The sequence below is a fragment of the Flavobacterium qiangtangense genome (genome assembly GCF_042658345.1).
Taxonomy (GTDB): domain Bacteria; phylum Bacteroidota; class Bacteroidia; order Flavobacteriales; family Flavobacteriaceae; genus Flavobacterium; species Flavobacterium qiangtangense.
Genome location: NZ_JBHSQB010000021.1, coordinates 149831 through 168429, shown reverse-complemented (window position 1 = coordinate 168429; position 18599 = coordinate 149831). Strand labels below are relative to the sequence as shown.

Genomic DNA, 18599 nt, shown 5'->3' with positions numbered 1-18599 from the left:
CGCAAAGTTGGGCAAAGTTATTCGCAAAGTTTCGCGAAGAGTGGACATTTGATATAACTACTACTGGCGCGAGCTTGTTGCGCGGGCTTGATAATTTTCACAACTGTTTCATAACACTGCAATTTTGAAGTATTTGATTAGTATTTGAAATATTTATGGTATTTTGTGTTAATAAAAACAATTTATATAAATTAGTAACATATTAACAATAAAAACCATATAACTATGCCGTTCGTGAATTTAAATGACAAACATTACACAGAAGCTGAGAAAACAGCTGTGTTGAACGCCCTCCAAGCTCTTGAATTTCTTTTAGAGCCTAAACTTTCAAGCCTAACGCCCGATGAACGCATCATGTATGGAAGCGTTGCTGAGCAAAACAAATTGGTTATCAACAAGGTGCGCAACCTTCGAACTTCGCAAGAAGCATTATCAAGTCCTGATATTGATTGGGATGAATTTGAAGCTGACTTTCAGAGTCGCGCATTTCTGCAAAGTATTTTGATGCGCCTTGACAACATGCAACTGGGATTAAACAGTTCGAAAATACTGCACGACTGGGACAATTATCAGGCTTCGTTAACAGATTATGATTACACCAAGTACAAGGAAACCACCGGAGCGCTGGGGTATCAATCTAAGGCGTCAGAGATTAAGCAGTTTTTTGCGGGAAGACCAACCGGTAGTGGCTCTACTCCAAATGGTAATTAGTAAAATTAAGACGGTAACAATTCAAACTTTAAAGGCCAGTAGTTTTACTGGCTTTTTTATGCTTCGTTCTGAAAGAATAAAAAAGAATACTATAATAAAAAAAACACGTCTCGAGGGGTGTTTTAATACGTCACGGACGTATTAAAACACATTGACAGCCTCTTTTAATACGATAACTAACCCATTAAAATACGTCTCAAGGGTGTTTTAATACGTCGGTAGCCTATTGTAATACGTCGTTTGCTACTTTAAATACGTTACATAACCCATTTAAATAGGCCGGAAACTAGTTTTAATGCGTTGGGTAGCGCCTTTTTATACGTTTGTAACCCCTTTTAATGGGTCAGGTTAGGTATTAAAATAGGTTTGAAGGGAGTTTTAATAGGTTAGCCTACCTATTAAAACTAGTTATGAACGTATTAAAAGGGGTTTATAAGCCTAAAATTAAAAAGCCGGTTACACTGCATTGGCTTCGGCATAGCTATGCCACCCATCTTTTAGAATCAGGAACAGATTTAAGATACATTCAGGAACTGTTGGGGCATAACAGCAGTAAAACGACAGAAATATATACTCATGTGAGCACGAAAAATTTACAACAAATTAAGAGCCCTTTTGATGATTTGTAGTTTTTTTTGTTACATTTGATAAAAATGTATGACTTTGTTGTACATATCTATCTTTTTTAGATGTGTATGTATGATTTTGTTATACATATAAATAAGTTGTAGGCAATGCTTCCAACCAAATCGCTTAAAAAAAAATATGGCAATATTAGATAAAGAATTACAAGATAAAATTGATGCATTGTCGGAAAATGCATATGAAAAATTCCAAAATAACGAAATAAAAGAGTCTTTTAATTTGTTAGAAAAAGCTTGGCTTTTATATCCGGAGCCAAGAAATCAATGGAATGAAGCCTATAATACTGCTAAATATTCGTTTGAAGATTATATGAAAATTGGCGATTTTACAAATGCTAACATTTGGCTTGACAGAATGATAGACAACAATAGTAATTTACATCTGTCTGACTTCGAATTAGAACATAATGAAGCTAAATACCTTTTTGAAACTGGAGATTACGCAAAAGCATTTGAAAAGTGGAAATATGTTGTGAAGGAAGCTGGATTAAGGTATTTTGAGGAAGAAGACTCTAAATACAAAAATTTCTATAAAAATAAAGGCATCTTGAAATAAGAATATGAATGAACGATATTATTAAATAGCACTGCCTACAACAAGGGTTTTGCGTCAGGCGGGCTGAAGTGCAAAATTCAACGGTAGTTTTTCAATTGAACTTTAGTAATAAAACCAGCTTTTGTGCTTCGATTTCCCGCCCGAACGCAAAGCCCCAAAACGTTAGCGTTAATGCAGCAGCGACACATTTAAACTCTAAACACCCGACCAATAAATGAAAAAATATTCCACACTCGTATTAATTTTGCTTTCATCAGTTGGCTTATTTGGACAAACAAAAAAGGACAGTTTAACTTACAAACTTGACGAGTATTTTTCGGCATTAACTGCACTTAAAAATTTCAACGGAAACGTAATTGTATCAAAGCATGGACAAATACTTCTTGAAAAAACGTATAATATAACAGGCGAAATAGACAGTTTGAAAGTTACAAAAGATAGCAAGTTTATTATTGCTTCCGTTTCTAAGGTTTTTATCAAATTTAGTATTTTGAGACTTGTTGAGTTAAATAAAATTGAACTTACCGACCATTTAAGCAAATTCATTCCTGACTTTCCAAACGGAGAAAAAATAACCATTGAACAATTAATGCATCATCAATCGGGTTTGCCAAGAGAGCTTACAAATAATTTAGATTACGGCAATTTATCGCTTTCAAAGATTGTTGAATTAGCAAAATTGGAAAAATTGCAATTTGAACCCGGAGCACAAACCCTTTATTCTAATGTCGGTTATTTTCTATTGCATTACATCATTGACAAAACTTCAAGCAATGGTTATTTGACGTTTATCCAAAATGAAATTTTCAAGAAAATGAAATTGAAAAATACTTTGGAGTTCAACTCAACAAAGTTAGTCCCAAAATTTGCTTATGGTTTTGACAACGGAAATGGAAAAATAATTCCTACTTCTAAAGAAAATATAAACAAATTTGAAACAGGAAATTATCTTTCCACTATTGGCGATTTGTATAGCTTTAGCCAGCAAGTTTTGTCAGGCAAAGCATTGAAAAAATCATTGGCAATTAAACTGTTCGGACAAGACAGTATTATCATTCAGGCAGGTGGAAGACCAGGATATAGAGCTTATTTTTACAAGAATTTAAAAACAGACATTACATTCATTTTTGTTTCAAATTACACGGACATGCCAATCCAGGAAGTGACAGCCGACATTATAAACCTACTTGAAAACAAACCATATGAAGTTCCTCATAAAATAAACCGTAAGGCAATTCAGGTTGAAGTAGAAACACTGAAAAAGTATACAGGAAAATTCGCTTTAGAAGTAGATATCACTAAAACTATAACCATTCAGTTAATTGACAACAAATTATTTGACGTAGACACAAATGGCGAAAAAACTGAGCTTTATGCTTACAGCGAAAACGCTTTTTTTATAATTCCTACAACTAAAGACGGCTATATTTTCATACTAAATCCGAAAACTAATCAATATGACTTGACTATAATTTCCACAGGACTAAAATTTAAAACAAAACGACTTGAATAAAATGCACTACCGCTAACATCGGTTTGGCAATATGGCGGCTGAAGTACCTATATGAAACATTTGTACAAGGTTCAACAGTAGGAATTCTATTGAGCTTTTGTGCCAAAAATTCGCCACATCGCCAAGCCGCAAACCGTTAGTGGCAATTTAACCAAAAAACAGCATAAAAAGATAATAACAGACAGAAATGAAAATTTGTATCGGACAAACAAATCCTCAAAAAGGAGACATTGACAAAAATATTGAAATCCATAAACAGCTTATTCAAACTGCAATTGAGCGAGGTGCTGACATTATTGTATTTCCAGAACTTTCACTAACAGGATACGAACCAGATTTAGCAAAAGAATTGGCAACTACCCAATCAGACGAAAGACTTGACACTTTTCAAAATTTAAGTGATAATAACAAAATAATTATCGGCTGTGGAATTCCAACTAAAACAGGAAAAGATATATTGATAAGTATGATTATTTTTCAGCCAAATAAAGAACGAATGACTTATTCAAAACAGTATTTATTTCCAAGTGAACTAGGAATTTTTACTATGGGAAACAATCCTCTTGTTATACACTTTGACAATGAAAATACTATTGCACCAGCAATTTGTTATGAATTATCCAATCCTGAACATTCTGAAAATGCTAAACGTAACAATGCAAATATTTATATAGCAAGTGTTTTGAATTCAGTTAATGGAATAGAAGAAGACATAAATAAACTATCGAACATTGCCAAGAAACACAAAATGACTGTTTTTATGGCAAATTTTATTGGACAATCAGGCGGTTATGAATGTGCCGGGAAATCTTCAATATGGAATAACAGTGGTGAACTTATTGAGCAACTTGACAATAAAACAGAAGGAATACTTTTGTATAATACTAAAACAAAATTGACAACAAAAATAAACTGCCACTAACAAGGGTTTTGCGTCAGGCGGGCTGAAGTGCAAAATTCAACGGTAGTTTTTCAATTGAACATTAGTAATAATACCAGCTTTTGTGCTTCGATTTCCCGCCCGAACGCAAAGCCCCGAAACGTTAGTGGCAATTTTGACAGAACCCTACGAATAAAAGAAATTATGACAACAAACGAAATAATTGAGAAATTGAAAAACCTCAAAATTGAAAATTCAGAAGATTATGAGAAATTGGAAATAATCGACGAGCTAACAAATTTTTTACGACAAAATTCTGACGGTTATTTAGCTTGTGAAGTTATGATTAACTTGTTGGAAAGACATCCGGAAGTTGAATTTGGTTCGCCAGGAGAACCTGTTCATACGCTTGAAAAATTTGAAGGTCATTATGAAGAGTTTCTAATGAAATCATTGGATAAACATCCAACTCAAATGACAGTTTGGATGCTTAATCGAATGATTAATGGGCAAGAAGAAAGCGAACAGAAAAAATTAATTCAAAAATTAAAAGACTGTATCACTCATCCTTTGGCTGACCAAGCGACAATTGAATTTGCTAAAGATTTTTACGAATATCAAACTGAAGAATAAGAGATAAACAAAAAAACTGCCACTAACAAGGGTTTTGCGTCAGGCGGGCTGAAGTGCAAAATTCAACAGCGGTTTTTCAATTGAAATTTAGTAATAATATCAGCTTTTGTGCTTCGATTTCCCGCCCGAACGCAAAGCCCCGAAACGTTAGCGGTCATTGTAGGACGACACACCACCCAATAAAGAAAATTGACAAAAATGAAACAAATATTTATCAATTTGCCAATGAAAAACATTGAAGCATCAATGAACTTCTATAACCAATTAGGTTTTACAATTAACCCATTGTTTACTTTTGACGACCAAAAATGTATGGTTTGGAGTGACCAAATTTATCTAATGTTGCAGACACTTGAAAAGTCCAAATCGGGCAACAGAAAGAATATTTCTGACCCAAGGCAAAATATAATCGCAACTTTTACAATTCCTGTAGAAAGTATTGAAAAAGTGCATGAAATTATTGAAAAAGGTTTAAAATCGGGAGGAACAGAACCTACACAACTTATTGATGAAGGCTTTATGCAAATTAGAAATATTGAAGATTTAGACGGATATAATTGGGGAATAATTTTTCTTGACATTGAAAAATTTAAAAAAATGACAGGTAAATGAAAATGGATAGAAAACAAAGAACCTCTAACATTGTATTGGTAATAGTGGAACGGTAATTATCAAACGACCTCCTAAAAGTTATACAAAATAATTTAATAAAAAAGTAGAAATGAGAAAAGTAGTATTAAAAATGGCGATTACAATAGACGGTTTTGTATGTGGACCGAATGGAGAACTTGATTGGTTTCACCGTTATAGCGATGAAGAGGGTCATTTATGGATAGAAAAATGCCTTTGGGATGCAGGTGTTCATATAATGGGTAGAAAATCATTTGACGCTATGGGTGGATATTGGCCAACTTCAACTGATTCTTTTGCGGAACCAATGAATAATATTCCAAAAGTTGTGTTCACAAAGCAAGAGGATTTAGATATTACAAAATATGAAAATTCATGGTCAGAAGCAATGATTTCTACCGACCTTGTTTCGGACATTGCAAAACTCAAACTACAAGAGGGTAAGTATATTTTAGCACATGGCGGAGCAAGCTTTGCACAAGACTTAGTCTATTATGACTTGATTGACGAATATCGACTTATTATATATCCAGTGATTCTTGGAAAAGGAAAATCACTATTTGCAAAAGCACAAAAAAATATAGATTTAAGACTAATTAATTCTACGTCCTATCCTTCAGGAATTATTATAAATTCTTATCAAAGAGAAAAATAACAACGAACCGCTAACAAGGGTTTTGCAATAGTGGGGCGAAACTGCAAAGTTCAACGGCAGTTCTTCGGTTCAACTTTTGTACAAAATTGAAGATTTGTGCTTCGATTGCCCCACCATCGCAAAGCCCCGAAACGTTACCTGCCATATTACCAAACATAACGCTATGACAAGACTTTACAAATTTGACGAAATACTAAATGACTTAATGGACTACTTCATTTTGGGCGACCCAAATTATCTGTTAACATATAAAAATGAAAACACTTTACCAGACGATTTATTAACAGAACTTACCACAGAAGAAACAGGCGATAAAGTTGTTGAAGACGGAATTATTGTGCCACTTTCGGGTGTCGAAAATTTTCCGTACACAATTTATTTCAACCTATCTGACACGACACCTGAATTATTAAAAGACGGAAATAAATTACAAGTTCGACAAGACGGATATTGCTTAAAAGTTGAAAATGAAGAAATTTTTCTGTTTACAATGCCATATTTAAGAAAATTCACGGAAGAACAAATTGAAAATTTAAAGAAGAATAGAAAAGCGACAATTAAACTCGAAAATGGATGGTATTCGGTTTCTATTTTAGGTGGACTGACAATACAGAAATCTGAACTTGAACCGACATTTGAATTTATTATAAAACCAACTATTGACAAACCTAAATATACAGCTGACATTGCTTATTCATTTGCAATTAGAACTGACGAATAATGAAACGCAGAAAAAATACGGCAGGTAACAAGGGTTTTGCAATAGTGTGGCGAAACTGCAAAGTTCAACGGTTGTTCTTCGGTTAAACTTTTGTGCAAAATTGAAGATTTCTGCTTCGATTGCCCCACCATCGCAAAGCCCCGAAACGTTGTGCGTCACCTTATGAAACCGTACCCAATAAAATGACAATGAAAAAGAACATATTATTTTTTGCATTACTTACATTTTCTCAAATATGTTTGGGGCAATCTAAAACTCAAAAACAAGAAGCCAAAACTGATAATATTGGAATTGCTTTAGTAGATGATAACGAAGCATTTTCTCATTCAGACAATTCTGTTACGATGTCTGTTGCTCCTAAAAACCTAAAAGGTTTTAAAGTCTACAAAACAATCGCTGAAGCGATGAAATCTCCAAAAGATGTTTATATTTTAGAATTGTCTTCTCAATCATTAACAAGCATTCCAGAAGAAATAAAAACTTTGACTAACCTAAAATCTTTGAATTTATCATTTAATGACATTAAAAATATTCCTATTTGGTTGTCAGACCTTGACAGTTTAATAGAGTTAGATATGCAGTCAAATGAATTATCTTCAATTCCTTTGACATTTTTGAAAATGAAAAATTTAACTCATCTCAATTTAGGTATGAATAAACTTTCGGAGCTACCGAAAGACATCGGAAATCTAAGTAATCTTGTCGTGTTTGAATGCACAAATAACAAATTAAAAGAACTTCCAAATTCAATTGGTGACCTGAAAAACTTATATCATCTGGAAATCTACAGCAATGAATTGAACACATTACCAGAAACAATAGGAAATTGTTCTGGTTTAGTTAATTTAAATTTTTCTTACAATAAACTTTCTATATTACCATCAACAATTGGAAACTTAAACAAGTTAACTTGGCTCTATTTTGATGAAAATTTTATTTCTGTTTTACCTGATAGTTTAACTGAATTAACAAACTTGACATATTTCGGAATGAGTGACAATAAAATAGAAACATTGCCTGATAATTTTGACAAATTGAAAAAGTTGTATGGATTTTCAATGAACAATAATAAACTTAAAGAATTACCTGAAACGTTTTTTAATATGAAGTCATTAGGTGATATTCATTTAGAACACAACGAACTTAGTATTGAAACTAAAAATAAGCTTAAGAAGAAGTTTAAGGAAATACCACTTTATCTATAAATGAAAAAGGCGAACGCACAACATCGGTTTGGCAAAATGGCGGGTTCAGTGCTAAATTCAACAGCAGTTCTTCGATTAAACTTTAGTAATAAAATCGGCTTTTGTGCTTCGATTTCCCGCCCGAACGCAAAGCCCCAAAACGTTGTGCGATATGCTAAACCAACACACATTAAAACTGATACAAGGAATCACAAAATAAATGAGAAAAAGAACTTTCATCAGTATAATTATAATTAGCGTTTTGTTTCTCTCGTGTAGTCAGAAAGTAAATGACTATTATTCTGGGTTCGTTGTCGATGAATTTGGAAAACCAATCGCAGATGTTTTAATTGAGGAAAATACAGAATCTAAACCACTGAAAATACATACAAATAAAAGCGGTTTTTTTAAGTTGAATAGAATTGAAGGTATAATCTGCAACCTAAGATTAATGAAAAATGGATATAAATCCGACACCATTTCAACTTATGAAATTCGCTATCAACCGACAGGCACCGATGGAGACATTGAATATCTACCACTTCTCACAAGTGACACATCAAAAATTATATTGCAAAAGCAATCCAACGATTTTTATAATGCTAAGGACTTGCTTGTAAGCGAAATTAAAGACATAAAAGAAATTCCATATATCCAAAACTGTAATGATAAAGTTTTTTGGAATTTGGTAAAACAGGGAAAGAAAAATATCCCTGATTTAATTAACAAATTGACTGACGAAACTGTTTTAAAAGAAGTTTATGTTCCTATGTTTGGCGGAGAATATACGGTTGCAGATGTATCTTTAGTAATTCTTAATGAAAAAATAAAAGGTATTCCAATTTTTGAGTTGATAGGTCAAAAATTTAGTAAAGAATGTGGTTATTGTACTTATTGGTATTATGTGCGAGAAAAAACCGAAAATAGAATTCATTTGCAAAATAATTTAAAGAAATGGTATAAAGAAAATGAAAACAAACTTGTATGGGTAGAATCGAACAGTTCCTTAACCGGCGATTGTTTTTCACCAGCAAAAGGACATTACGAAATTAGACAATAAGCACTACGCACAACAAGGGTCTTGCGTCAGGCGGGCTGATTGCAAAATTCAAAAGTAGTTTTTCAATTAAACTTTAGTAATAAAACCAGCTTTTGTGCTTCGATTTCCCGCCCGAACCGCAAAGCCCTAAAACGTTAGCTGTAATACTAAAAAAAATCCGTTATGATAGGACTAAGTAGCCCAGTTTTAATATATATTGTTTTAATTGTTCTAATAATATGTTGTTTGTTTTGGCTAACAATTTCCATAATAAAAAAATATACTATTGGAAAAATATTATCTATAATCTTTATTCTTTTGTTGAGTTTTCCTTTTTTTGATGATTATTATAGAGCGTATACTTTTAAAAACAACGTGAAAAAAGATTTAAATATTCTAAACTTCCAACTAAATGATGACTTTGAAATTCCAGTAAGTGTTGGAAGCGATAATTTTTTAGGGAAGAGTCAAATTACGACTATTGAAATTTCTAGCGAAGACAAATTAAGATTAATTGACCAAATAGTACAGTCAAAAAACTACATCGAATTAAAAGACGAAAATGAAAGTAGCATAGCACACGATAAAGCATATCTTCCAGAATATTTTTTTAACTACAAATACCCAAAATATTATACACGAAAAATAAAAACTAAAATTGAAAATAAAGAGATAGAAATTGATTTAAAAATTAATTTATTTAGAGATGTTATAGAGTATAGTAAATGGGAAAAATAAAAGTACTACAGCTAACAAGGGTTTTGCGTCAGGCGGGCGAAACTGCAAAGTTCAACGGTAGTTCTTCGGTTCAACTGTTGTACAAAATTGAAAATTTGTGCTTCGATTGCCCCACCATCGCAAAGCCCCGGAACGTTAGCGGTAATTTTGAAGAACCGACCGATACAAAATAAAATCACTGATGAAAAATACTTTATTTAACCATACCATAACAAGATCTTTTTTAGGACTTATTCCTATCTTATTATTCGCAATGATTATCTTCAGTGATAAACAAAGCGGAAATGATTTTTTAGGTACAAACTTCGTTAAAATGATTTTAGGGTTTGGAAGTCTTTTATTATGGAGTGCTTGGATTATTATTGAGACAATCGCATTGTTCTTTAAAAAACAAACTTATTTCGCATACACGAACATTGTTTTAATTATCATAATTGGGGCAATCTATACATTGGAACTTTATTTGAACCATATCCTATAATAAAATGAAAAAACTTTTATTACTACTTGCAATTTTGCCGTTTATGATTTCTTGTAATGGACAGGAAAAAAATAATACATCAATTGAAAATTCTATTATGCAAATACCGCAGAACCTACCTGAACAAAACAAGTTAGATAAATATAATTTGCGTAATAAGGTTTTCAAAATATCAGAAATTATTGGACAGGATACAGTAAATGACCAAGAATATGTTCTTTATAAAATAGACACAACGGACAAATATTTCACTTATGGAACTTCTATAAAATTCAATGCCGAAAATACTTTTAATAACTTTTATAGTGCAAAATGCGGAAACGATTGCTTCCCTTCATCTACAGGAAAATATTTTTTCACCGATGAAAACCACATCTTTATACAGGTAAATAAATTCCAACAAGATGGCGATTGTGAAACGAAGAATATAGTTTTCAGCAGTGGCTTTGTTGGGTATTTTATAAAGCCTATTAACAATGACAGATTCAAACTGATAAAAAGCAACGGTAATTTGAACGACGATAGATTGAATGAAAAATATTCGACACTTATTGACAAATATGCAGAAGAGGTAAAGAACGGAAGTTCTGCACTATTAGATTATAAAACAAAAGCAACCAACAATATCTCAAGAGTGAATGATTTTATAAAAAACAGGACAACAATAAAAGATTTTAAAATTTTGTACAGCAAAAAAGTAGATGATGTATCACTTGTAACCTTGGTAGAAAATTTGGATGCACCTGGTGAATATTTCTTCATCGTTAATGGATTTAGAAATAATTACGAATTTCAGGTTGGCTACTATAAGCTGAAAGGACAATAAAAACTACCGCTAACAAGGGTTTTGCGTCAGGCGGGCTGAAGTGCAAAATTCAACAGTAGTTTTTCAATTAAACATTAGTTATAAAACCAGCTTTTGTGCTTCGATTTCCCGCCCGAACGCAAAGCCCCGCAACGTTAGCGGCAATTTTGCGGACACCCAAAACGACATAAACATTAGACCGACATATGAAACAAGAAATACTTGAAAGAATAAAGGAATTAGGTGGAAATATTGATAATGTAAAAGGAACTTCTTTGCAAGAAGTTTTGCAAGCAATAGAATTCAAGCAGCCGTTATATCCTCACGAACTTTGGGGAACTGAACTTTATGGAATTGACGAATATTACGCAAAGAACAAAACCCTCTATTCAGAGAACAAAGAGAGCTTTTATTTAAACCTAATAAAACATTTTTTCTCTGAACAAGAAAATCCGTATGGACAAATGTTTTATAGAGGAACTTTGTTTACGCCATACAAAAAAGGCACAGCGGACTACGACGAATGGAATGATATTTTTACGGACGACGACGAAGTTGACCTTTCTGAAATTTATACAGTTAGCCAAAACAAGCAACCAGACCTTATAAATCTTTTATTCAGTAACGGCTTTCCTGACAATCTTTATATCTGTCTATCTGACAATAACCCAGACAACCCAACTGTTTTTGGGACAGACCACGAAGAATTTTTTAGCGAAATATCAAATGAGGGAACTTTGAGTGAATTTTTAGAACAATTTTATACCAAAGACGAATTTTTAAAAATTGTGACAAATTATATTGAGAACGAAAAGACCGACAAATAAAACTGCCGCTAACAGGGGTTTTGCAATAGTAGGGCTGATGTGCAAAGGCTCAACTTCAGTTTTCCAATTTGGCTTTTGTGCAAGGGTTGGGCTGACGGAATTCTATTGCCCCACCATCGCAAAGCCCTAATCCGTTAGCCGTCACTTTATGACCGACCGAAATCGAACAGTATGAAAGAAAAAATATCAGACGAAAAATTTGAAGAAATAGTTGACAATCTAATTTTAGAATACGTCAAAACTGTAAATCCTGAAATTTGGCATCAAATGGCAATGGAATGGAATTGGGACAGTTCTTCTGTATTCTTAAACTGGCTTATTGATAATCCAAAAACCGACAAAGCAACTGCTTTAATGATTTATTGGAAATCTGCACCAAGATATTGGAAGAAATTTTTGGACAAAGACGACCTAATCTCAAAGGAAAAATATGGATTAGCAGACTTTGAATTTGTAGAAAGAGTTGAGAATAATATTTTAAAAGACTTCTACCAAGGCAATAATTTTGAGTTTGATCCTAAAAATGACGAACAAAACTACGACTGGACAAGTGATTACGCAGACAAAATAACTGTAAGAAATATACCTGACATTATGTTCGAGAAATTTGAAGGACAAAAAGTTGAAGAGCCTGAAAATTTCATAGAGGGAATGCCACCTGAACTTTATGAAATGCAAGACGAACTATATGAAAAATATGACATCGAATAAAAAGCGAACGGCTAACAAGGGTTTTGCAATAGTGGGGCGAAACTGCAAAGTTCAACAGTTGTTCTTCGATTGAACTTTTGTACAAAATTGAAAATTTGTGCTTCGATTGCCCCACCATCGCAAAGCCCTAATCCGTTAGCGGTAATTTTCAGACCGACCTTACTTAACACAAATAAACAGACAAAAAATGATGAAAATATACAAACTAATTTTCTTTTTAAACTTTACACTTTTATTTACTGCTTGTAACGGACAGGAAAATCCAGAGTATATCGGACAGAAATTTGGAACTTTTGATTTAGATAAAATAGAATTTGAAGAAAATCTCGATACTTTATTTTCTAAAGTAAGTAAGGCTGACTTAATCCTAATTGTTGGAAAATATTCTTATTTCGACACAATACAAAAAAAACAAATTTGGACAGATACTATAGAAGATTATATCTATAGAATTCCACACGCAAAAATTGAGGGCTTGTATTCTTTTAAGAATTTTAAAATCAAGGATAAAGTGGTTTCATTTTACACTGACAATCAAAAAAGATTTAGAAGAGTTGACTTTTCAACTTATATGACAAAAGATGAATATAAAAACTTAATATCCGGAAGCAAAGATTATATTGATGTTACCACTGATAAAGTCAAAAAATTTAACAACGGTAAATATGTTATTTTAGAGAAATTGAATGGGACAAAAAAAACTTTGCTTTATTGCACAGAAGTTAATGATGAAGATGGCGACTATTTTGTTCGAGTTAGAATCAATGACCTCAAAATAAAGGATGATAGATTTGACAAAAGACATAATTCAAAATGGGGATATTAAGCAATATCAACCAAGATTTCACCAATTAAGAAAAATATAATGTCAAAGTTAACACTGCTTTTAATTCTTTGCTTCACAATCCAATCTACACTAACTTTTGGTCAGTATAAAAAAATTAAGGAGGAAAAATTAACCATTATTGAAAACAAATACTTTTATAAAAACATACCATTAAATGGTCGTTATCATTTAAAGTACAAAATGCCAAATGACCACTTGTCTGAGAAGGTTAATTTTACTGATGGATTAAAAAATGATACAATGAGTACTATTTTTCGTTTTGGCAAAAAAGAGAAAGCAGGTGCTTACGTTAATGGCTTAAAAGAAGGAAAATGGACTGAATTTATGTATAGTTACGGAACTATAGAAACAATATCAAACTTTAAAAAAGACCTGAAAGAAGGAATGGAGTTAGATTTTGTTTTTGGAAAAGACACCTTGTATTATACATCAGATAAGTTAGATGGATGGCAAAGTTTCAATAGACATTCTACTGCCGAAAAAAAACATTATGATAATGGTGTGCTCAAAAAATCTGTTGAAACTAACCCAGTGCTTTCATTTACAAAAGAATGCAACTATCTGACAGATAACTATGAATGTTATTCTGAAAGAAAATACCATTCAGCAGTAAGGAAAGAAAAAATAACGGGTAACTATAAGAGCAGATTTGAAAAAACCACAACTATAAATGATACTATCCAACACAAAATTATTGTTGAGAAAACGGAGACAAAAGATAACCTAAAATTCATTGCAGATTTTTATAGAAACAACCAACAATACGAGAAATGGGAAATAATTATTCCGAGTAGAGAGCATTGTTTTAATGAAGAAAACTCAAAAAGATTATTGGATGATGACAACTATCGAATAGAGTATTTTTTGGATGGCAAAAAAATAGGCACAGCTTATAAACTTGAATGTGAAATCTACCAATGGTTAATGTATGTTCATAAAGTAGATTTTTTTGTGTACGATTATAGTCAAGACCAATATGGTTACAGTAAAAACTTTAGAAAATATAAACTCGCAATAATAGAAAGTGATGGCGATATGTTAGGTGGTTGTGTTCCAGAATACATTGAAAGTAATGAGTAAAAACTACTGCTAACAAGGGCTTTGCGTCAGGCGGGCTGAAGTGCAAAATTCAACATTAGTTTTTCAATTGAACTTTAGTAATAATATCGGCTTTTGTGCTTCGGTAAGGGGGGAATAACAAAAAGTATCAATACACTAATATAAAAAAGGTCGAAAAAGCCAATAAAATCAATACCTAACAGAAAAAAGTTAGCGGTAATTTTCAGACCTGCAGACAAATAGCAAACACAATAAAAATGAATAAAATCTTACTCTTATTAAATATAGTCTTGCTTTCTTCTTGTAATTTACAAACGAACAATACCACAGAAAGCTATTCCCAAAAAGTAGAATATGGACTAAAAGGTAATGTAAAAGAAATGAAAAAGTATATATGCAAAGTGGAAAACAACAAAATTCCTCTTGATACCACTAACTTTTTTCGTAGCTATATCAAAACTTTTGATGAAGATGGAAATTCTATTGAATACAATACTTCAAACAAAAACGAAAAAAATACAATTTATGTGACGATGATTTTTTCAGGAAAGGGTAAAGAGATTAGTTACAAAGAGATCGTTTCATTTGATAAGCAAAAAAAACAAGAAAAAGAATTTAAATATGCTTGGTCAGACGATTTTACCTATAAAATTGTTGATATAAATGATGGAAATTATAGTCAAACTCAAACTATAAAACTGAACAAAGAATTTAGTGTCATTGAAGATAATTTCAAACAAGGCGATTATGAATGCTTAGAAAAAAGAGAAACGATAGTAAACAACAACAAAATTGAAAAAATAAAATCAACTATCACAACTAAAACTTATGATAAAACCGACATCAGTTATCACATAGAAGTAGTAAAAAAATATGATGAATACGATAATCCCACTATTATTTACTTATACAATACGTTAGATGAAAAACAATTAAGTGATGTTATTTTTCAAGAATACATTTATTATTAGCCATAAAAAATCATACTTAAATTGAACTATAAAACTAGCCAATAACATGGTTTTGCAACAATAGGGCGAAACTGAAAATTGAGCAATAGTCCATCGGTTATCGGCAAGCATATAACAAAACTAGAAATAAAACAATAAAATTAAATTCAAAACAAACAGTATGAAAACAAAAAAACTATTCTTTTTGTGTATCTTGACTTTTCTTTCTTTTTCAAATAAAATGGTTTCACAAAAGAATCCTACTTTTGGTATAAATGAAACAAAAGTTTTTTATGCAGAAAACTATACTCCGCCATCGAAAATTGAATTTGTGTTTTCTGGGGATGCTGAATATGTGAAATATTTTTTTACAGATCTTGGAGACGAAATTAAAAAAAGGTTCCTGAAACAAAATATTGCAATAGCCTTCAGATATTCTAAAAAAGAAACGCATTATAATTCAAACGGGAATTTGCAAAATAACGATTTTCTGTTTTTTCTAAATATAGATAACGCCGTTACTACCAGTGAGAATAGTGGCTATGACAGAAATATGAAGTTTAATTTTAATGGAGAACTCAAACAAAAAGACAACGATGCAGTTATTTTAAGTTTCAAAACTGTTGTAAAAGCCACTCATGATATCAATAATAAAAATGAGGAAATCGCAGATTATCTTTTAAACAAAATTCTGAAATAAAGTTAGTAGCTGAAATTTGATAGCAACAAAGAATTTTGAACGAGGATTTTTTAATTCATTTCTTGTAATTTGCAACTTATATTTATTTATAATAAATGAAATTCCACAATTTACATATTACGACTAAAAATATTGAAACCTATCAAAAAGTAACAAGTTTGCTTGGTGTAATTCCTGCGTTAGAAACGGAAGACTATAATCTTTGGACTTATCAGGTAGTTACCGATGAACATAACGATTATTTTGATTTTATAAATGTTTTTCTAGAATTGCTCGAACCTAATTTTGAGCGCTTAAAAATTTTAGGAATTGATAAAGAAGATATTTTATTCTGGCTCTTTTATGAATATGACCAACAATGCGCAATGGGATTTTCTGCAAAAGAAATGAAAAGGCTTGGTGAAAGTGGCATTTCCTTAAACGTCGATTGTATTCAGAAGAAAAATCAAACTTTGTAAAATCCGAAGAAATCTTTAATTTTTTTCAAAACTTAAAGATGATTTTAAGTAGTTTTCTTTCACTTAAATTATAGTTTTTCAATATATTGCACCTGCATAAAATTTAAAACAGAAGCTATGGCTGTCAAAAATAAAACTACTCACACGACTGAAAATGTAACCGATTTTATAAATTCTTATGTGGAACAAGAGCAAAAAATGCAAGACAGTTTCCGTTTAATTGAACTTATGAAAGAATGGTCTGGATTTGAGCCGACGATGTGGGGACCCACAATCATTGGGTTTGGCGCTTATCATTATAAATATGCCAGCGGTCACGAAGGAGACGCGCCCATCATTGGGTTTTCGCCTCGCAAAGCAGAATTTTCGCTTTATATTTACACACCAAGCGATGTCAGTGAAAAACTGTTGGAAGAGTTAGGCAAATTTAAAATGGGAAAAGCCTGTATTTATTTCAAAAAATTAGCTGACTTAAATCTTGAGGTTTTAGAAAAACTAAGCAAATCAACCATCGAATATATTAACGAAAACCACGAATGTGGCGCTTGCAAGAGATAGAAATTTAGAGAATTGAAAAAGATTTTTTTTTCGTAAATTAATACTATCTTTTCTAATTGAAGCCAGGTTATTTTGACAACACAGTCGCCTTTAAATATAAGAAAAGCTAACCAAAAACTATGATCTGTAAAAATTGCGATAACACTTTCGAAGGAAATTTCTGCAACAACTGCGGGCAATCTGCTGCAACGCATCAACTTAATGCGCATTTTATCTGGCATGACATTCAGCATGGATTGTTCCATTTTGATAAAGGCATGTATTACTCTGCGAAAGAGCTTTATTTGCGTCCGGGACATTCAATACGCGAATTTATTGAAGGCAAAAGGATCAAGCATTTTGGGCCGATTTCTCTTGTGATCGTGCTTGCCACCATTTATGGATTATTGTATCATTATTTTGACATTAATCTATTTAAAAATGCGCAAGAAGGCATAAAGCTGAATTTAAATGACTGGATTTCAAAGCATTATTCTTGGCTTACCTTGGCGACTATTCCGTTTTACACATTTGGCACTTACATCAGTTTTCGAAAACAAGGATATAATTACATCGAATATTTAGTATTAAATACATTTAAAGCTTCGCAGCGCCTGATTCTGCATATTGTCACGTTTCCGATTTTGTATTATTTCAATGGCACGCCGATGCTTTCAAACTTCATTACGACACTTTACATTATTGATGTTATCTTAATTTATTGGACCAACTTTCAGTTCTTTGATCGAATGGGCAAAATAAAGGTGCTTTTTCTTTCCATTCTTAGCCACCTGATTTTTTTGGCAACCTTTATTATTGTAATGGCGTTAATCTTGGTATTTGGTGGATATGTCGATTAAAGCAACAAGAAAATGCAACTTAAGTACCAATTAATTTGATGCTTCATATCATGAAAATCCAACTAAAACATAAGTTCACAAACCTAAATTTTTAATTTCATTAATTGTATTTTTGTCTAAAAACCAGCCAATAAAAGTTGTCTAATGGAAAGAAAACCGCATTTCATAGCTTTACTAACTTTTGCTTCAGCCGAAGAAAGTAACAAAACGACTCCAGTTTCATCAGGATACAGGGCAACAATACATTTTTCTTTTGAACAAAATCACTTTACAGGAATTCAAAATTTTATGGATACTGATTTGGTGTTTCCTGGAGATGTTGTCAATGCCGAAATAACGCTGTTGAACATCGAGAATTTCAAGGAAAAATTATATCAAGGTTTGGATTTTGATTTTTATGAAAACGAGAATTTGATAGGCCATGGCGTTGTTGTCAAAGTAACTCACCCCTGAATAACCA

At 32.1% G+C, this 18599-nt stretch carries 23 protein-coding genes and 1 pseudogene; all 24 read left to right on the top strand.

Going from position 1 to position 18599, the window contains the following annotated elements:
- The first annotated feature begins 225 nt into the window (after positions 1-225).
- The 24 genes and pseudogenes from ACFPVY_RS17445 (at position 226) to ACFPVY_RS17330 (ending at position 18592) form a co-directional block, all read left to right on the top strand.
- Positions 226-711 carry a hypothetical protein gene (locus tag ACFPVY_RS17445; RefSeq protein ID WP_379793448.1) on the top strand — a complete coding sequence of 162 codons (486 nt, stop codon included), beginning with the start codon at positions 226-228 and terminating at the stop codon, positions 709-711.
- Positions 712-1151: 440 nt separating this feature from the next.
- Positions 1152-1340 (top strand): annotated as a pseudogene (locus ACFPVY_RS17440) (tyrosine-type recombinase/integrase); the annotation flags it as partial.
- A 136-nt stretch (positions 1341-1476) separates the two neighbouring features.
- Positions 1477-1911, top strand: a complete 435-nt coding sequence (locus tag ACFPVY_RS17435; RefSeq protein WP_379793447.1) for a hypothetical protein — start codon at positions 1477-1479, stop codon at positions 1909-1911.
- A gap of 214 nt (positions 1912-2125) precedes the next feature.
- Positions 2126-3424 (top strand): serine hydrolase domain-containing protein, encoded by a 1299-nt coding sequence (locus ACFPVY_RS17430; protein WP_379793446.1) that lies wholly within the window; start codon positions 2126-2128, stop codon positions 3422-3424.
- Positions 3425-3611: 187 nt separating this feature from the next.
- Positions 3612-4346 carry a carbon-nitrogen hydrolase family protein gene (locus ACFPVY_RS17425; RefSeq protein WP_379793445.1) on the top strand — a complete coding sequence of 245 codons (735 nt, stop codon included), beginning with the start codon at positions 3612-3614 and terminating at the stop codon, positions 4344-4346.
- A 162-nt stretch (positions 4347-4508) separates the two neighbouring features.
- The gene (locus ACFPVY_RS17420; protein WP_379793444.1) at positions 4509-4937 is read left to right on the top strand and encodes a hypothetical protein; all 429 of its coding nucleotides are present in this window, start codon (positions 4509-4511) and stop codon (positions 4935-4937) included.
- A gap of 198 nt (positions 4938-5135) precedes the next feature.
- Complete coding sequence (locus tag ACFPVY_RS17415) at positions 5136-5549, top strand: VOC family protein (protein ID WP_379793443.1); 414 nt, start codon at positions 5136-5138, stop codon at positions 5547-5549.
- 109 nt (positions 5550-5658) lie between these two features.
- On the top strand, positions 5659-6222 hold the full coding sequence (locus ACFPVY_RS17410; RefSeq protein WP_379793442.1) for a dihydrofolate reductase family protein: 564 nt from the start codon (positions 5659-5661) through the stop codon (positions 6220-6222).
- A 163-nt stretch (positions 6223-6385) separates the two neighbouring features.
- The gene (locus ACFPVY_RS17405) at positions 6386-6943 is read left to right on the top strand and encodes a tudor domain-containing protein (protein WP_379793440.1); all 558 of its coding nucleotides are present in this window, start codon (positions 6386-6388) and stop codon (positions 6941-6943) included.
- 188 nt (positions 6944-7131) lie between these two features.
- Entirely contained in the window at positions 7132-8148 is a 1017-nt protein-coding gene (locus ACFPVY_RS17400) for a leucine-rich repeat domain-containing protein (RefSeq protein WP_379793438.1), read from the top strand.
- Positions 8149-8347: 199 nt separating this feature from the next.
- Entirely contained in the window at positions 8348-9187 is an 840-nt protein-coding gene (locus ACFPVY_RS17395) for a hypothetical protein (protein WP_379793437.1), read from the top strand.
- A gap of 162 nt (positions 9188-9349) precedes the next feature.
- Positions 9350-9904 (top strand): hypothetical protein, encoded by a 555-nt coding sequence (locus tag ACFPVY_RS17390; RefSeq protein ID WP_379793436.1) that lies wholly within the window; start codon positions 9350-9352, stop codon positions 9902-9904.
- A 181-nt stretch (positions 9905-10085) separates the two neighbouring features.
- The gene (locus tag ACFPVY_RS17385; RefSeq protein ID WP_379793435.1) at positions 10086-10385 is read left to right on the top strand and encodes a hypothetical protein; all 300 of its coding nucleotides are present in this window, start codon (positions 10086-10088) and stop codon (positions 10383-10385) included.
- Between the two features lie 4 nt (positions 10386-10389).
- Entirely contained in the window at positions 10390-11211 is an 822-nt protein-coding gene (locus ACFPVY_RS17380) for a hypothetical protein (RefSeq protein ID WP_379793434.1), read from the top strand.
- 185 nt (positions 11212-11396) lie between these two features.
- A complete protein-coding gene (locus tag ACFPVY_RS17375; protein WP_379793433.1) occupies positions 11397-12017 on the top strand; it encodes a hypothetical protein in 621 nt (206 codons plus the stop codon).
- 171 nt (positions 12018-12188) lie between these two features.
- Entirely contained in the window at positions 12189-12728 is a 540-nt protein-coding gene (locus ACFPVY_RS17370) for a DUF4274 domain-containing protein (protein WP_379793432.1), read from the top strand.
- 187 nt (positions 12729-12915) lie between these two features.
- Complete coding sequence (locus ACFPVY_RS17365) at positions 12916-13554, top strand: hypothetical protein (RefSeq protein ID WP_379793430.1); 639 nt, start codon at positions 12916-12918, stop codon at positions 13552-13554.
- A gap of 39 nt (positions 13555-13593) precedes the next feature.
- On the top strand, positions 13594-14655 hold the full coding sequence (locus ACFPVY_RS17360) for a toxin-antitoxin system YwqK family antitoxin (RefSeq protein WP_379793429.1): 1062 nt from the start codon (positions 13594-13596) through the stop codon (positions 14653-14655).
- Between the two features lie 236 nt (positions 14656-14891).
- A complete protein-coding gene (locus ACFPVY_RS17355; protein ID WP_379793428.1) occupies positions 14892-15605 on the top strand; it encodes a hypothetical protein in 714 nt (237 codons plus the stop codon).
- A gap of 160 nt (positions 15606-15765) precedes the next feature.
- Positions 15766-16284 (top strand): hypothetical protein, encoded by a 519-nt coding sequence (locus tag ACFPVY_RS17350; protein WP_379793427.1) that lies wholly within the window; start codon positions 15766-15768, stop codon positions 16282-16284.
- A gap of 95 nt (positions 16285-16379) precedes the next feature.
- Positions 16380-16742, top strand: coding sequence for a hypothetical protein (locus ACFPVY_RS17345; protein ID WP_379793426.1), 363 nt, complete (start codon positions 16380-16382; stop codon positions 16740-16742).
- A gap of 117 nt (positions 16743-16859) precedes the next feature.
- Positions 16860-17300 carry a DUF1801 domain-containing protein gene (locus ACFPVY_RS17340; RefSeq protein WP_379793425.1) on the top strand — a complete coding sequence of 147 codons (441 nt, stop codon included), beginning with the start codon at positions 16860-16862 and terminating at the stop codon, positions 17298-17300.
- A 119-nt stretch (positions 17301-17419) separates the two neighbouring features.
- Positions 17420-18139 carry a DUF3667 domain-containing protein gene (locus tag ACFPVY_RS17335; protein ID WP_379793424.1) on the top strand — a complete coding sequence of 240 codons (720 nt, stop codon included), beginning with the start codon at positions 17420-17422 and terminating at the stop codon, positions 18137-18139.
- 144 nt (positions 18140-18283) lie between these two features.
- Positions 18284-18592, top strand: coding sequence for a hypothetical protein (locus ACFPVY_RS17330; RefSeq protein ID WP_379793423.1), 309 nt, complete (start codon positions 18284-18286; stop codon positions 18590-18592).
- Positions 18593-18599 lie beyond the last annotated feature (7 nt).

Excerpts from the sequence above, each read along its gene's own strand:
- ACFPVY_RS17445 (WP_379793448.1), top strand. The coding sequence starts at position 226 with ATGCCGTTCGTGAATTTAAATGACAAACATTACACAGAAGCTGAGAAA.
- ACFPVY_RS17435 (WP_379793447.1), top strand. The coding sequence starts at position 1,477 with ATGGCAATATTAGATAAAGAATTACAAGATAAAATTGATGCATTGTCG.
- ACFPVY_RS17430 (WP_379793446.1), top strand. The coding sequence starts at position 2,126 with ATGAAAAAATATTCCACACTCGTATTAATTTTGCTTTCATCAGTTGGC.
- ACFPVY_RS17425 (WP_379793445.1), top strand. The coding sequence starts at position 3,612 with ATGAAAATTTGTATCGGACAAACAAATCCTCAAAAAGGAGACATTGAC.
- ACFPVY_RS17420 (WP_379793444.1), top strand. The coding sequence starts at position 4,509 with ATGACAACAAACGAAATAATTGAGAAATTGAAAAACCTCAAAATTGAA.
- ACFPVY_RS17415 (WP_379793443.1), top strand. The coding sequence starts at position 5,136 with ATGAAACAAATATTTATCAATTTGCCAATGAAAAACATTGAAGCATCA.
- ACFPVY_RS17410 (WP_379793442.1), top strand. The coding sequence starts at position 5,659 with ATGAGAAAAGTAGTATTAAAAATGGCGATTACAATAGACGGTTTTGTA.
- ACFPVY_RS17405 (WP_379793440.1), top strand. The coding sequence starts at position 6,386 with ATGACAAGACTTTACAAATTTGACGAAATACTAAATGACTTAATGGAC.
- ACFPVY_RS17400 (WP_379793438.1), top strand. The coding sequence starts at position 7,132 with ATGAAAAAGAACATATTATTTTTTGCATTACTTACATTTTCTCAAATA.
- ACFPVY_RS17395 (WP_379793437.1), top strand. The coding sequence starts at position 8,348 with ATGAGAAAAAGAACTTTCATCAGTATAATTATAATTAGCGTTTTGTTT.
- ACFPVY_RS17390 (WP_379793436.1), top strand. The coding sequence starts at position 9,350 with ATGATAGGACTAAGTAGCCCAGTTTTAATATATATTGTTTTAATTGTT.
- ACFPVY_RS17385 (WP_379793435.1), top strand. The coding sequence starts at position 10,086 with ATGAAAAATACTTTATTTAACCATACCATAACAAGATCTTTTTTAGGA.
- ACFPVY_RS17380 (WP_379793434.1), top strand. The coding sequence starts at position 10,390 with ATGAAAAAACTTTTATTACTACTTGCAATTTTGCCGTTTATGATTTCT.
- ACFPVY_RS17375 (WP_379793433.1), top strand. The coding sequence starts at position 11,397 with ATGAAACAAGAAATACTTGAAAGAATAAAGGAATTAGGTGGAAATATT.
- ACFPVY_RS17370 (WP_379793432.1), top strand. The coding sequence starts at position 12,189 with ATGAAAGAAAAAATATCAGACGAAAAATTTGAAGAAATAGTTGACAAT.
- ACFPVY_RS17365 (WP_379793430.1), top strand. The coding sequence starts at position 12,916 with ATGATGAAAATATACAAACTAATTTTCTTTTTAAACTTTACACTTTTA.
- ACFPVY_RS17360 (WP_379793429.1), top strand. The coding sequence starts at position 13,594 with ATGTCAAAGTTAACACTGCTTTTAATTCTTTGCTTCACAATCCAATCT.
- ACFPVY_RS17355 (WP_379793428.1), top strand. The coding sequence starts at position 14,892 with ATGAATAAAATCTTACTCTTATTAAATATAGTCTTGCTTTCTTCTTGT.
- ACFPVY_RS17350 (WP_379793427.1), top strand. The coding sequence starts at position 15,766 with ATGAAAACAAAAAAACTATTCTTTTTGTGTATCTTGACTTTTCTTTCT.
- ACFPVY_RS17345 (WP_379793426.1), top strand. The coding sequence starts at position 16,380 with ATGAAATTCCACAATTTACATATTACGACTAAAAATATTGAAACCTAT.
- ACFPVY_RS17340 (WP_379793425.1), top strand. The coding sequence starts at position 16,860 with ATGGCTGTCAAAAATAAAACTACTCACACGACTGAAAATGTAACCGAT.
- ACFPVY_RS17335 (WP_379793424.1), top strand. The coding sequence starts at position 17,420 with ATGATCTGTAAAAATTGCGATAACACTTTCGAAGGAAATTTCTGCAAC.
- ACFPVY_RS17330 (WP_379793423.1), top strand. The coding sequence starts at position 18,284 with ATGGAAAGAAAACCGCATTTCATAGCTTTACTAACTTTTGCTTCAGCC.